Origin of the sequence: Paraburkholderia unamae (assembly GCF_003268775.1) — a bacterium.
GTDB classification, from domain to species: Bacteria; Pseudomonadota; Gammaproteobacteria; order Burkholderiales; family Burkholderiaceae; genus Paraburkholderia; species Paraburkholderia unamae.
In genome coordinates this window covers 63551-76896 of sequence record NZ_QLSU01000023.1, presented here as the reverse complement: position 1 = coordinate 76896, position 13346 = coordinate 63551, and the positions used below count along the sequence as shown (strand labels likewise).

The following is a 13346-nucleotide window of genomic DNA, read 5'->3' as shown; positions in this document are numbered from 1 at the left end:
TTCACGCGACTGCGGTTCCGTCATCGCCCGGATCAGGTGGAAGGACGCGGCCTGAACCGGGGGAGCCGGGCGGGCCGGTCAGGTCGCGGCTCAACCCTTGAACACATGATTGACACGACCGGCCACGCGGCCGGGGCGCGGCATGACAGGCGGTGATACAGGTGAATTACCGGAAGGAAATCTACTCTTTGCCGCGCGGCAGACTGGCCCGCTGGCTGACCGCACCCGGTCAGGACGCGCCTCACGAGATCCGCGTCGCGCTGGTCGGCACCCTGTTTGGCACGCTGCCGATCTTTTTTGGCGGCGTGTCCAACACGGTGGCGGTGGCCTGGGTGCTGGCGCGGCGGCATCCGACCTTGCCGTTCAAGCTGTGGTTCATCGCGGAGATCGCGGTATGCGCGCTACGGCTGGTCGTGCTCGTGTATTCGCGGCGTCGCGCGGCGCAGGGGCAGGCAACGCCCACCGACCTCTATGTTCTGCTCGCGCCGTTGTGGGGCGCGACGGTCGGCTACGGCGCCTTGGTCACCGCGATGAGCGGAGACTGGGTATCCGCCACACTGGCCTTTCTTTCCGCTGCCGCGATGGTGGGCGGAATCTGCTTCCGCAATTTTGCGGCGCCTCGACTGGTGGCCGTGATGATCTGCCTGTCGCTCGGTCCGTGCTGCATTGGCGCGCTGCTGGGCGGCGAACCGGTTCTTCTGCTGACGCTGCTGCAAATTCCCTTCTACGTGTTCGCGATGAGCGTGGCCGCGCGCCATCTGAACGCGTTGCTCATTTCGACGATGAAGGCGGAGCGCGAAAACAGCCACCGCGCGCGGCACGACACGCTGACCGGACTCCTGAATCGGGACGGCCTGTTGAGCGCGGCCTGCCGCACGGGGGCGTCGCCCATCAAGGCGGGCATGACCGCGTTCTTCGTCGATCTCGACGGCTTCAAGTCGATCAACGACGCACACGGCCACGAGGCGGGCGACCTGCTGCTCGCCCAGGTGGCCACGCGTCTCACGACGCTCGCGAGCAAGGGCGCGCTGGTGGCGCGTATCGGGGGCGATGAATTCGTCATCGTGGACCCGCGCGTGGATGCCGCGCCGGACGACTGGGCCACGCTGGCGGCGGACGCGATCGAGCGGCCCTTCGACCTCGCGCCGGGACTGCGCGTGAGCGTGGGGGCGAGCGTGGGCTTCACGCAGGTGGCGGCGGACGAGCCCGATGTCGATCTCGTGTTGCGCCGCGCCGATCTGGCCATGTATGCCGTCAAACGCAAGAAGGCGCTCAGGGAGGAGCGTTGCTAGTGGCCTTGCCGGACAGCTTGCCTTTGCGCGCCTGAGCGTTCGATGGCTTGACGGTGCCTCGGCCATGAAGCGGCCATGAAGCGGCTATGAAGCGCGCATTTCGTCGCCGGTCGTTGACGATGATGAGCGCCGACGGCTTTTTTTTGACGCGTTGACGTCAAAAAATTTTTCCCTTAATTTCGAAACCGTCAAAGGCAGCGCTCCTCTGTTCACATAGAGGATATCGGGTTGGCGTGCCCGTCCAGCAAAAAGGTGATCGCGATGAGCGACAACCCTGTTGGGCCGGCGAATGCTTCTACGGCCCCGACAAGCGACGGTGTGGCACCCCTGACCGTCATCAGGAATGCCTGCGTACTGACGATGGATCCTGCATGCCCGCAGTATGGCCGCGCGGACATCGTCATCGAACACGGCAAGATCCGCGAAATCGCCCCGGATGCGTCACGAGGCATTGGCGATGCGCATCTCGTGATAGACGGCAGCGGGCACCTTGTCATGCCGGGCCTGATCAACGCGCATTTCCATTCGCCGACGAACTTCCTGAAGGGCGCGCTGGACAGTCTGCCGCTCGAACTCTTCATGCTCTACGAAGTGCCTGCGAATCCCGACGCAGCGGTATCCGCCCGCAGCGCCTACGTCCGCACGCAGATCGGCGCCGCGGAAATGCTGAAGATCGGCGTCACTTCGGTGCAGGACGATGCGTTCTTCCTGCCGACCCCGAGCCATGCCGAAATCGACGCGGTGATGAGCGCCTATCGCGATATCGGTATTCGGGCGACGGTGGCGCTCGACCAGCCCAACCTGCCTGAAATCACCAAGCTTCCGTTTCTCGGCGACCTCGTTCCCGCCGGACTCCGGGCGCGGCTCGAAGCCCCCGCGCCCATGCAGACGGACGACCTGCTGCGTCACTATCGCTATCTGATCGAGACGTGGCATCAATCCAGTGACGGACGGCTGCGCGCCGCGGTGTCGTGTTCGGCGCCGCAGCGCGTGAGCGTCGATTATCTGCGAGCGCTCGACGCACTCAGCCGCACACACGATCTGCCGTTTTACATCCACATGCTGGAGACTCGCTTGCAGCGCGTGTTTGGCGAAGTGTGCCTGAACGGCCGCTCGCTGATCCAGTATGTCGACGACCTCGCGCTGCTGTCCGAACGCATGAATGTGATCCACGCCGTGTGGATCGACGACGACGATATTGCGCTGCTGGCGCGATCTCGTGCCCAGGTGATTCATAACCCGATCAGCAATCTGCGGCTCGGCAGCGGCGTCATGCCGTTCCGGCGGCTTTCGCAAGCGGGGGTTCCGATTGCGCTCGGGTCCGATGAAATCATCGCGGACGATGCGGTCAACCTGTGGTCGGTCATGAAGACGGCGGCGCTGATTCATACGATCGGCGATCCGAATCCCGAATCGTGGCCCGTTGCGAGCGAGATCCTTCAGTGCATGTTCAGGGGCGGCGCGACCGCGATGCGTCAGGCACACCGGCTTGGCCGTCTTGCGGCGGGTTTCCAGGCCGATCTGATCATGCTGGATCTGGATACGCTGCCGTTCACGCCGCTCAACGATATCGCGCGCCAGCTCGTGTATGCGGACGCAAGCCGTGCGGTCGTCATGACGATGGTCGCGGGGCAGGTGGTGATGCGCGACGGCAAGCTACAGACCATCGACGAATCGGCCCTGAGACAGGAGGCCCGCGCCATCATGGCGGCCGCTGCCGGGCAGCGCGACACCTTGATGCGCGACGCCGCTGAATGGCTTCCCCATTACCGCGCGATGTACCAGAAGTCGCTTGCTGTCGATGTGCGCATGAATCGTTGGGTCGGCGACGCCGATCCAACGCGTAGCTGATCTTTCCCCTTCGCAGTTCCCATTCTGCTAATTCGTTAGGAATACCACTCATGTCAAAACGACTCAATCATCGGGGCAGCGCTCGTGCGGCGATGCTCGCCTTCGCCCTGGTCGCCGCCAGTCAGGCCGCTCACGCCGAGGACAAGACGATTCGCGTGATCTGCAATAACTGGTCAGGCTTCGCGCCGGTTTTTGTGGCGAACGATCTTGGCTACTTCAAGAAGCTGGGGCTGAAGGTGTCCGTCAAGTTCGACGATGAACAGGCCGACGCGCTCGCAGGCATCGCACACGGCGATATCGAAGTCGACATGCGCACCGTCGACGACTATCAGCGTCGCCCGCGCAGCCCCTCGACGCCGGGCGTCATGATCGGCACGATCGACGAGTCCAACGGCGGCGACGGCGTGGTCGCGGACGGCTCGATCCAGAAGGTCAGCGACCTGAAGGGCAAGGTGGTGGCGATGGAAACGGATATTCCCGCGTATCTCCTGCTGCAACTCGAACTGAGCAAGGCCGGGCTGAGCTACAAGGACATGACGGTCAAGCAGACCGCGGGGTCCGATGCGCTATCGGTGTTTTCGGACCGCAACGTTGCGGCAATCGGGACGTTCCAGCCGTTCATGAACAAGGCAGTCACACTGGGCGAGAAACGCGGCGCTCATATTCTGGTTTCATCGGCAAGCTACCCGGGTACGATTGTCGACGCCATCATCGTCAACCAGTCGAAACTCAAGGCCGACCCGCTCGCCTACAAGAATTTCCTGATCGGCGTGTACAAGGCGATTGCGTATTACAACGCCAAGCCCGCCGACTTCATCCGTCGTGCCGCGCCGCACTTTAGTCAGAGCGAAAAAGACTTCAAGGCGAGCATCGATGGAAGCCTCTCCTATACGTCGCTCGACACCGCGAAGCAATATTTCGGCGCGGCCGGGCAGCCGGGTTCCATCTACAAGACTTTCGATACGCTGATGAAGCTGAATCTTGCGAACGGCGCATCGGACCATACGCTGTCGGCCGCCGGTTCATTCGACGGTTCGGCTCTGCAATCCATTTCGGCCGCCGACCTCAAGTGAACAAGCCGCTTCAGAACGCCTTCGCCTTTCGTGGCAGCATCAGCCGCCTGGCCAACGTTCTTGTTGGCCTGGGCGCCAGCTTCGCAGTCTTGCTGGTGTGGCAGGTGTCGTCATGGAAAGGCTGGGTCGATCCCACTTTTCTGCCGTCGCCCATCGAGATCGCTCGCAGCCTGTGGACCATGACCCTCGAAGGGCAGATCGTCGGCAACGCGCTGATTTCGATCGGGCGCATTCTCGCGGCATTTGCGTTGTCGGCGGCAATGGCGATTCCCATCGGCCTGTTGATGAGCAGCTATCGTCCGATCAACGCCGCGCTGGAACCGATCGTGGACTTCATCCGGTACTTGCCGACACCGGCGCTGGTGCCGATCAGCATTATCTGGTTCGGCGTCGGCGAGGAAACCAAGATCTTCCTGCTGTGGCTGGGAACGTTCTTCCAGCTGGTCCTGCTCGTGGTCGACGACGCCAATCGCGTTCCCCACGAATACATCGAGATCGCGCGTACGCTCGGCGGCCGTCCGTTCCAAATTCTCACGGATATCGCCTGGCGATCGATGCTGCCCAATCTGGTCGACAATTTGCGCATTACGCTCGGATGGTGCTGGACCTACCTGATCATTGCTGAAATCGTGGCGTCCGATAGCGGCCTCGGCTTCGTCATCTGGAATGCGCGCCGTTACATGCAGACAGATCAGGTCATGGCCGGCGTCTTCGTGATCGGCATCATCGGTCTCGTCAGCGACCAGATGATTCGCGCGCTACATCGGCGGATGTTCCGCTATCTCAAGAGTGCTGATTAATGAACATTCGAACGACAGAGTATCTGGTTTTCGACGGGGTCACGAAACAGTTCGGTGGCTTGCCGGTCGTCGAAAAACCCTTCGATCTGACGATCCCGAGAGGCCAGTTCGTTGTATTTCTCGGACCTTCCGGTTGTGGCAAGACGACCCTGATGCGCATGTCAGGCGGACTCGACACGCCGAGCACCGGCGAAATCCGTCTTGAGGGTGAGCCGGTCGGCAAGCCCGACCAGCGGCGCGGCATGGTGTTTCAATCGTATTCGTCGTTTCCGTGGCTGACCGTCGGCCAGAACGTGGCCTTCGGCATGCGCTACCGGGCCGACCTTGGCAAGGAAGAGAAGCGTCGCCGCACCGATTATTATCTGCGCCTTGTCGGCCTTCATGAATTCGCGGACACCTTCCCGAACAGGATATCGGGGGGCATGCGCCAACGGGTGGCCATCGCGCGAACGCTGGCCGCGGGCTCCGAAGTGCTTCTGATGGACGAACCGTTTGGCGCGCTTGACGCGCAGCGGCGCGAGCAGCTTCAGGTGGAACTGCGCCGTATTCAGAGCGAGGAGGCGCGCACCGTGATCTTTGTCACTCACGATGTCGAGGAAGCCGTCTTCCTTGCGGACCGGATCATCGTGTTTTCACGGCGACCCGCACGGGTGCTGGAGGACATCGATGTCACGTCTCACCTGGGCGCCACGCGCACGTTGGCGTTGCGAGACAGCGACACGTTCTTTCATATGAAGACGCGGATCAATCAGACGGTGCGTGCGATGGCGGAGAACATCTAGCAAAGCGACAAGTCAAGACCGGGTCTGTGTGAAAATAAATTGGTATCCTAACTATATTCAGCACCCGGTTTCCGTTCGACGCTTGCGACGGTTCGTTGAAGACGTTGACCGCTTGCGCGATATGCTGTCCACCTTCTCCAGCGCGAAAATCTGCTCGCGCAGCCACTTCACCGCAGGATCGTTGTCGTCGCGAATATGCCACGCGAGAGATAGCCGATACGGTTCGCAGGGGAACGGCAGATCGAATATATCAACGACATCCAGGCAGCGGGAGAGGAGCATGCGCGGGAGCGTGCACACGCAATCGGAGCCGGCCAGGATGTCCGGGATCATGCCTGCCTGCGGCACGGCAAGGATCGTATTCCTGCGCTGGCCAAGGGCTTCGAGATAACCGTCCATATATCCCCGGAAATTGTCGCGGCCGGGCGAGACGACGACGTGACGCATCGCGCAATACGTCTTCAGGTTCAGCGGCCGCTTTCCACGAGGGTGGTGCTTGCGCTGTGCCATGACGAACGGCTCCTCGCGCAGCACCGCCGAAAGCAGGCCGCCCGGAATGGCGCGCTCCGAGTCGATGAGCACGTCGAATTCGCCTTCTTCCATGAATCGCCCGATGCGTTCGGGCTCGCTCATGCTGAAGGCGATCCTCACGTTGCCGCTCGTCTGCGACGCCATGTGCGCGGCAAGCGGCGCGCCCACGGCGATCATGGCGTTGTCGCCGAGCGCGATGCGGAACACCCGCTCGTCTTTTGCGGGATCGAACGTGAGTTCGGTTTGCACCACCGCGCCCAGCGTCTTGAGCGCCGAGCGCAGGGGGCCGTGCAACGCCAGCGCGCGTGCGGTCGGATTCATGCCCCGGCCCTTTTGCAGCGGGACCAGCAGCGGATCGTCGAACAGGTTCCGCAGGCGGGCGAGCTGCGCGGAAAGCGCCGGCTGGCTGATGTGCAGCCGCGCGGCCGCCTTTGTCACATTGCATTCGGCGAGCAGCACGTCGAGCGAGACCAGCAGGTTGAGATCAATGCGCGTCAGATCCATGACCTATCCATCACAGTTATGCGAGTGATAATAACAAACGATTTCATGGATTGATGTGCGCCGCCTATAGTGAGTCGTGTCAAGCGAACACGAGGAGGGCGACATGGGAAGCCAAAGGGTTTTGATTACGGCGGGCGCATCGGGCATTGGACGCGCCATGGCGCATGCCTTCGCACAAAACGGCGCGAGCGTGGCGGTGATCGACATCGACGAAGCCGCGCTCAAGACGCTCGCCGCGGAGTTGCCAGGCGTCGAAACATTCAAGTGCGATGTGTCGAGTCGAGTCGAGATCGAGCAGGTGGTGCCGCAAGCCATCGGCGCGCTCGGCGGTCTGGACGTGCTCGTGAACAACGCGGGCATCTCGGGACCGACGGCCCCGGTCGAAAGCTTCGATCCCGATGCATGGGACAAGGTCATGCAGATCAATCTGGGGGGCACGTTCAACGTGACCCGCCTTGCGATCCCGCATCTCAAGCAATCGGGTGCGGCGTCGATCATCGTCATGTCGTCGGTGGCGGGCCGGTTCGGCTATCCCAATCGCAGCGCGTACTCGACCAGCAAGTGGGGACTCATCGGCTTCACGAAGACCTTGTCGCGCGAACTGGGGGAGTGGGGCATTCGCGTGAATGCGATTCTGCCGGGCGCCGTGGCGGGGCAGCGTATCGAGAACGTCCTCGCGGGGCGCGCGAAGCTCAGCGGCCGTCCGGTCGAGGACGAGCGGCGCGAGGCGATGTCACTGCAATCGTTGCAGCGTTTCGTCGACCCCAACGACATTGCCGCCCTCGCGCTCTTTATCACCTCGGACGCGGGCAAGTCGATCTCCGGCCAGTTGCTCCCCATCGACAACGACATGCAGCAGGCGTCGTAAATCTTCGAACACAGGAAATGATGTGATGAAAGCCACTTTGCGTGAACAACTGATCGGCGCCTGGAAACTGGTCTCGTACGTCGAGGAACCTGTCGACGGCTCCGGCACGCTCTATCCTTTTGGCGAAACGCCCCAAGGCATCATCATGTACACGCCGGACGGCTACATGTCCGCGCAATTGTGCCGCGAGGAGCGCATGCCCTTTGCTTCCGGCGACTGGTTCAAGGGGAGCGCGCAGGAATACGAGGCGCAGGGCAGCAGCTATATCGCCTATACCGGGCCGTACGAGGTGGACGAAGCGACGCAGTCGCTCACCCACTCGATGTTCATATCGCTGTTCCCCAACTGGATTGGCCAGACGCAGCCGCGTGTCGTCAAGATTGAAGGCGACGTGCTGAGCCTGAGCACCGCCAGGCCGATCAACTCCGGCGGCAAACTGGTCAACTCCTATTTGCGCTGGCGGCGCGCCGGCGCGAACTGAGTGCGCGAGACCGCGCGTTGGCTGCGCTCAGCAGGCAATGCGCGCCCGGCAAAAAGCCCTTCTCCGTCTGGAAGAAGGGCTTTCGATAAAACGGTGCGTGAGCGCAATGGCTTACTGACCGAAGTACACGGGCTTCAGGCCGGTCACGGGCGCGGGGGGCGCTCCGGACGCCGACGTCCCGCTGATCACGCCGCCATAACTGCTTCCGCCGTTCTGCGCGGCCACGCGGGCTTCGGCCGCCTGGATCTCGGCCGGATAAGTTGCGTTGTCCCCGTCGCCGACGCGATAGCCGGCCTGTTCGAGCTGGATGAGCTCGGCGCGGACTTGCTCAGTCGTCACTGGGCCGTTCGATTGAGCGAGCGAGATGGCCGGAGCGGCCAGGACAGTCAGGACAACGACAGTTTGAACAAGGGTTTTCATGATGCGCTACCTCCAGCGATTGCCACGTAGGGTGCGGCGAGCGCTCTTGCATGCAACCGGCTTCAACGATCCATCGATGCCGTGAAGCAGGAGACATTCAGGAGAACTGGCCGCACTTCCGACCGACCTGGGCGGCCGGAAAGCCGCCCAGTAACGGGAATGCAAGCGAATACAAGCGACGAACGCAAGCGGCGCCAAAGCAAGCCGTTTCGCTTCGCTGATTTCCTCCTGTATCGAACGGGCCTCGCTCGGGACATGCATGGCAGCTTCGAGCGAGACGGGGTTGAACCTATGCAAACGATGGGCGGTTGAGGGGCGCTACAGCGTTGGCGTCACGCCCGGAAACTCCACGTGGCTCTCTACGCGCTTGATGCCGGGCACGCCCTCGGCCGCGATGCGTATCGCGCGCTTTTCCTCGTCGGACTCGATCACGCCCCACAGATGCGCGACGCCGTCCTTGACGAGCACGCCCTGTTTGGGCAGTCCCCAGCGCTGCCCGCGCATTTCCCGCACGATCGCGTCGCGCAGGCTCGCATCGTCATGCGCTTGAGCGTCCACGCGCGATTCGACGCTCGCGAGCGCGCGAATCAGATTTGCCCGGCACACGATGCCGACGAGCTTGCCTTGCCTGAGCACCGGCACGCGTTTGAGGTGGCGGCGCTCCATGAGGTCGGCGATCTGCTGGAGGGGCATGTCTTCGGCGATTGAGATCACCGCGTCGCACATGACGTCGCCGACGAAGCGACCGTGCTCTTTCACATACCTCGCCGCCTGGTCGCGCGGGGACGACGCAAGCGCTTCTACCCACCACGGGCGCCTGCTGTGCGCTGTGCCGTTCTCCACGCGATGCAGCAGGTCCCGATGGCTGACGATGCCCACCACCTGTCCGCGGTCGTCGACGACCGGCATGCCGCCGATATGGTTGTCGACGAACAGCTTTGCCGCGTCGTGGATTGTCATGTCCGGTCTGGCGGTGACGACCGACGTAGTCATGATGTCGAATGCGCGCATGATCGCTCCTTCGGTGTGCCGAGGCGTTCGGGTTCAACGAGCGGCTGCGATATTCCGTTTGAGGGCGCTTCCCTGGTGAAAGGTGCGCGGTGAGCGGTAATTTGCATACCGTCGACGGATGACGGGTGGTGACGTCGCGGGTAGTCACGCCACCAACGGGTCCACGTGGGTGCATGGACAGTGCCAGCTGGCTGGCACGCCGATAGTTATGACTATATGCGCCGACCCCATGCGCATGAATCAGGTGTCCGTCCTAAAAGCGCCTAGGGGATCGCCTTATTCCGCGCGCGGGCTCAGCCCGAGTGGCGCTTTAACCGTATTGGCGTGATTCACGCTATTGGCTTTCGATCCACTGAATGGCGAATCGCGTGAGTTCCTTGCCGTTGCGGATATTGAGTTTTTCCTTGATATTGGCCTGATGCGCTTCGATGGTCTTCACGCTGCGGCTCAGCTTCTCCGCAATTTCGCGGGTGCTGAAGCCGAGCCCGATCAGGTGCAGCACTTCGAATTCCCGTTCCGAAAGACTGGCGATGGGACCTTCGGGTTGTTTGCGAGGGACGGCCAGCGCGCGCGCCAGCTTCTCATGCATGGCGGCGCTCATGTAGATATTGCCGGCCAGCACGTCGCGAATGGCGCCCACGACATGATCCGTGGCCTCGAGTTTCATCAGATACCCGTTTGCCCCGCAGCGCAGGGCGCGTTCGGCAAACAGGCTTTCGTCGTGCATGCTGAGGACGAGAATGGCCAGCTCCGGATAGCGGTGACGCAGCGTCTTCACCAGTTCGAGGCCGGAGTCCGTTTGCAGGCTGATGTCGACGATGGCGACATCGGGCCCGCACTCCATCGCCGCGAGCGCTTCTTCGATGTTGCCGGCCGCACAACAAACGTGCAGGTCCTCTTGCAGATTCAGCAACAACGTCATGCCGTCCCGGATGATGGGGTGATCATCCACGATCAGGATTTGAGTCGCGCGGCGAGAGCTAGCGCATTGCCTGGGCATGGCCGGAGCCCTCCGGTAGCGGATAGCTGATGGCGACGGTGGTGCCTCCCAGACCGTTGCGGGACACGGTGCAGGAGCCGCCCAGCAGGCTCGCGCGGTGACGCAGGTTGTGCAGCCCGAGACCCGAGGCGCGCTCCATGTCTTCGTGGTCGATGCCGACGCCGTCGTCACTGATCGACAGCGTCTGCTGACCGCCCGAGCGCTCCAGGTCAATCCAGATGCGCTGGCCGTGACAGTATTTCAGCGCGTTGTTGACGGCTTCCTGTGCCGCACGGTACAGGTTGATTTGCAGCAGCGGGTCCAGCAAGTCCACATCCGGCGCGATGCTCAGCATGCAATCCACGCCGTTGAGCGCGCGCGCCGTCTCGGCCAGTCCGTGCAGCGCGGCCGCAAGGCCTCCGTATTCCATCGCCACCGGGTCGAGGCCGTGTGCGATCCTGCGGGTCAGCAGGGACGCCTGCTTCACCAGGCCGACTACGATGGTGGCGTCGGCGGCGGCCGGGTGGCCCTGCGTCTGAAGCTTCTGGTTCAAGGCGGCGCAGTACAGGCCGAGGCTCGTCAGGTGCTGCCCGAGTCCGTCGTGCAACTCCTGGCCGATGAGCCGCTGTTGCTGGTCGCCAATGCGGATCAGTTCCCCTTCCAGCAGGCGGCGCCGCACGATCTCTTCCTTGAGTTCGTTGTTGGCTTTCTCCAGGTCCTCGGTTCGCGCCTGCACGCGTTGCTCCAGTTCGATATGGGCTGCCCGCAGCAGGTCATGGGCGCGTCGCTCCTGGGCGCGCGCCGCCGCGAGCAGCAGTCCCGTTGCCGCCACGACGTTGGCGAAAGCGCACCACCTCACGAGGCTGTCCACAGCCGATGCGGCGGCGAACGGCCCGGTGCCGTGGGTGGTGCCCCAGATGGCCACGGCCGAGATCGTCAGGGTCACGATGCTCGCGCCGAGGCGATCGAAGCGCAGCGCCGCCCAGATGATGAACGGGAAGATCGCGAGCGCCGCGGGATAGTAGCCGTGCCCGGCCAGTTGCGGCGCGCCGAAGATGAGGTAGCTCACCCAGCAGGTCACGGCGAGCAGTCCGCACGCTTCGACGGCCCGCTGCCTGGAGCGCACCGGGTTCGAATAGGCGAGGACGCTGAAAAGGGACGGCGCCATGACGAGAACCCCCATCATGTCGCCGAGCCACCATTTCAGAAAGGCCGCCCCGTAGCCCTCGGCCGGCACGAGGCCGCCTCCCAGCAGGGCGGTCGTGCCGATCACCGCGCTGATCGATGTGCTCGCCACGGCAGCGAGGCCGATGAACGCCAGCACGTCGTTGATGCGGTCAAGGCTGATCTGGAATCGGGTCGCGCGAGTCAGCAGCAGGGTTGCCGTCAACGGTGCAAGCATGGACCCGATGCCGATTGTCGCGGCCACGGCGACCGGCACGCCCACCGAGACATTGGCGAGGAAGGAGCCAATGGCAATGCCGGGGGCAACCGCCATGCCCATGGCGAGCAGCGCAACGAGCGCGATGCCGCTGGAAGGCCATACCAGAGAGATCGCACCGCCCACTACCGCATAGGAAAGGCCTAGCTTCGCACCCGCGAAATACGCCGATGCAACAATTCCGGTGTGCAGGAAGAGGCCGAACCTGGAATGGTACCGAATGGTAATCATGGTTCGCTTCAAACGCAGAAGCCGGGGGACCAGGAGCGTGAATGTGCCTTTCAACGAACGTTCGAACTTCGCGTCGCTGTTGTGTCGCTTGTTCTATTCACTCCCGGCCGGTCTTGTTCGCGACCTGACATCTTGATTGTGGTGGCACCCACCGCGTTAATCAAACACTACAGAGCACGCCTCGTGCATCGAGGTCATGCATGCATCGATGCATCGAGCCCGCACACGTTCGGCACGCCCTGCGCACGCACGGAATCATCACGGTCGCGATATCGCGGCGAGCGCCGTCATTCACACGGCAACGGACTTTACATGTTGTTACCGTCGCGCGGCGCACGTGCGCACGGGCTTTCCGTATACTCCGGCGCAACCGCTTTTCCAATTGCGCTTGCCATGCACGGCGCGGCGGCAATGCAAACTACACCGTGATGCCCATGCTCTCTACCCGTTCCGTTCTCGCCGCAGCGCTTGTTGCCGCTGCAAGTCTTTCGTTGTCCGCATGCGTCGCGCCGGGCTACACGCCTTACGGCGCGCAGCAGGGCTATCAAGGGCAATATGCAGCGCCGGCGTATAGCCAGCCCGCGTACGCGCAACCCGGCACCGTGCAGCAACCCGCCTATGCACCGCCGCCCGCGCCGCAACAGCCATATGACACGCAAAACAATGGTCAGTACGGTTCGCAATACAACTCGCAATACGGCAATCAAAATGGCTCGCAGTACGGCGCCCAGTACGGCACGATTTCGAGCATCCGGCCCCTGAGCAACGCCACGGGGACATCGGGCATTGCAGGAACGGTAGTCGGCGCGCTGGTTGGCGGCGTGCTCGGCAATCAGGTCGGCGGTGGCCACGGCCGCGACGCCGCGACTGTCATCGGCGCGCTCGGCGGCGCCTACGCAGGCAACCAGATCGGCCAGCAGATGGGCCAGCCCGCGGGATTCCAGATCGACGTGCAGTTGAGCGACGGTTCAGTGCGCGCGTTCAATGTGCCGACGCCTGGCGACCTGCGCCCCGGCGACCGCGTGCAGGTCAACGGCAGCCAGCTCGCGCGCTACTGATTGCGGCTTGCGGATACCGGCGGC

General features: G+C 63.0%; 13 protein-coding genes. 8 read left to right on the top strand and 5 right to left on the bottom strand.

The genetic code is table 11. The features are described from left to right. Positions 1–161 precede the first annotated feature (161 nt). The 5 genes from C7401_RS30595 to C7401_RS30575 all read left to right on the top strand — a co-directional run bounded on the left by C7401_RS30595 (position 162) and on the right by C7401_RS30575 (position 5798). Positions 162–1292 carry a GGDEF domain-containing protein gene (locus tag C7401_RS30595; protein WP_112175139.1) on the top strand — a complete coding sequence of 377 codons (1131 nt, stop codon included), beginning with the start codon at positions 162–164 and terminating at the stop codon, positions 1290–1292. Between the two features lie 360 nt (positions 1293–1652). After that, positions 1653–3143, top strand: coding sequence for an amidohydrolase family protein (locus tag C7401_RS30590; RefSeq protein WP_220092869.1), 1491 nt, complete (start codon positions 1653–1655; stop codon positions 3141–3143). A 50-nt stretch (positions 3144–3193) separates the two neighbouring features. After that, a complete protein-coding gene (locus C7401_RS30585; RefSeq protein ID WP_112175138.1) occupies positions 3194–4216 on the top strand; it encodes an ABC transporter substrate-binding protein in 1023 nt (340 codons plus the stop codon). After that, positions 4213–5016, top strand: a complete 804-nt coding sequence (locus C7401_RS30580) for an ABC transporter permease (protein ID WP_112175137.1) — start codon at positions 4213–4215, stop codon at positions 5014–5016. The genes C7401_RS30585 and C7401_RS30580 overlap by 4 nt, the downstream gene beginning before the upstream one ends. Further along, positions 5016–5798: an ABC transporter ATP-binding protein gene (locus C7401_RS30575; protein ID WP_112175136.1), complete on the top strand. Its 783-nt coding sequence runs from the start codon at positions 5016–5018 to the stop codon at positions 5796–5798. The genes C7401_RS30580 and C7401_RS30575 overlap by 1 nt, the downstream gene beginning before the upstream one ends. 57 nt (positions 5799–5855) lie before the next feature. Here the strand turns inward: C7401_RS30575 and C7401_RS30570 are convergent, their stop codons facing one another. Next, positions 5856–6833, bottom strand: a complete 978-nt coding sequence (locus C7401_RS30570) for a LysR family transcriptional regulator (RefSeq protein WP_112175135.1) — start codon at positions 6831–6833, stop codon at positions 5856–5858. 103 nt (positions 6834–6936) lie between these two features. On the opposite strand from C7401_RS30570, the gene C7401_RS30565 reads away from it, so the two are divergent. Continuing rightward, on the top strand, positions 6937–7701 hold the full coding sequence (locus tag C7401_RS30565; RefSeq protein ID WP_112175134.1) for an SDR family oxidoreductase: 765 nt from the start codon (positions 6937–6939) through the stop codon (positions 7699–7701). Positions 7702–7726: 25 nt separating this feature from the next. Continuing rightward, positions 7727–8182 carry a lipocalin-like domain-containing protein gene (locus tag C7401_RS30560; RefSeq protein WP_112175133.1) on the top strand — a complete coding sequence of 152 codons (456 nt, stop codon included), beginning with the start codon at positions 7727–7729 and terminating at the stop codon, positions 8180–8182. Positions 8183–8293: 111 nt separating this feature from the next. Here C7401_RS30560 and C7401_RS30555 read toward each other — a convergent pair whose 3' ends face one another. From C7401_RS30555 to C7401_RS30540, 4 genes are all read right to left on the bottom strand, one after another. Beyond that, positions 8294–8602 (bottom strand): DUF4148 domain-containing protein, encoded by a 309-nt coding sequence (locus tag C7401_RS30555; protein WP_112175132.1) that lies wholly within the window; start codon positions 8600–8602, stop codon positions 8294–8296. Between the two features lie 318 nt (positions 8603–8920). Further along, positions 8921–9613: a CBS domain-containing protein gene (locus tag C7401_RS30550; protein WP_112175131.1), complete on the bottom strand. Its 693-nt coding sequence runs from the start codon at positions 9611–9613 to the stop codon at positions 8921–8923. Positions 9614–9947: 334 nt separating this feature from the next. Beyond that, positions 9948–10565 (bottom strand): response regulator transcription factor, encoded by a 618-nt coding sequence (locus C7401_RS30545; RefSeq protein WP_258397288.1) that lies wholly within the window; start codon positions 10563–10565, stop codon positions 9948–9950. 28 nt (positions 10566–10593) lie between these two features. Further along, the gene (locus C7401_RS30540) at positions 10594–12318 is read right to left on the bottom strand and encodes an MASE1 domain-containing protein (protein WP_258397287.1); all 1725 of its coding nucleotides are present in this window, start codon (positions 12316–12318) and stop codon (positions 10594–10596) included. Between the two features lie 371 nt (positions 12319–12689). On the opposite strand from C7401_RS30540, the gene C7401_RS30535 reads away from it, so the two are divergent. Further along, positions 12690–13322: an outer membrane lipoprotein gene (locus C7401_RS30535; protein WP_112175128.1), complete on the top strand. Its 633-nt coding sequence runs from the start codon at positions 12690–12692 to the stop codon at positions 13320–13322. Positions 13323–13346 lie beyond the last annotated feature (24 nt).

Coding starts and splice junctions, on each gene's coding strand:
- C7401_RS30590 (WP_220092869.1), top strand. CDS start 1,653: ATGGATCCTGCATGCCCGCAGTATGGCCGCGCGGACATCGTCATCGAA.
- C7401_RS30585 (WP_112175138.1), top strand. CDS start 3,194: ATGTCAAAACGACTCAATCATCGGGGCAGCGCTCGTGCGGCGATGCTC.
- C7401_RS30575 (WP_112175136.1), top strand. CDS start 5,016: ATGAACATTCGAACGACAGAGTATCTGGTTTTCGACGGGGTCACGAAA.
- C7401_RS30570 (WP_112175135.1), bottom strand. CDS start 6,833: ATGGATCTGACGCGCATTGATCTCAACCTGCTGGTCTCGCTCGACGTG.
- C7401_RS30565 (WP_112175134.1), top strand. CDS start 6,937: ATGGGAAGCCAAAGGGTTTTGATTACGGCGGGCGCATCGGGCATTGGA.
- C7401_RS30560 (WP_112175133.1), top strand. CDS start 7,727: ATGAAAGCCACTTTGCGTGAACAACTGATCGGCGCCTGGAAACTGGTC.
- C7401_RS30555 (WP_112175132.1), bottom strand. CDS start 8,602: ATGAAAACCCTTGTTCAAACTGTCGTTGTCCTGACTGTCCTGGCCGCT.
- C7401_RS30550 (WP_112175131.1), bottom strand. CDS start 9,613: ATGCGCGCATTCGACATCATGACTACGTCGGTCGTCACCGCCAGACCG.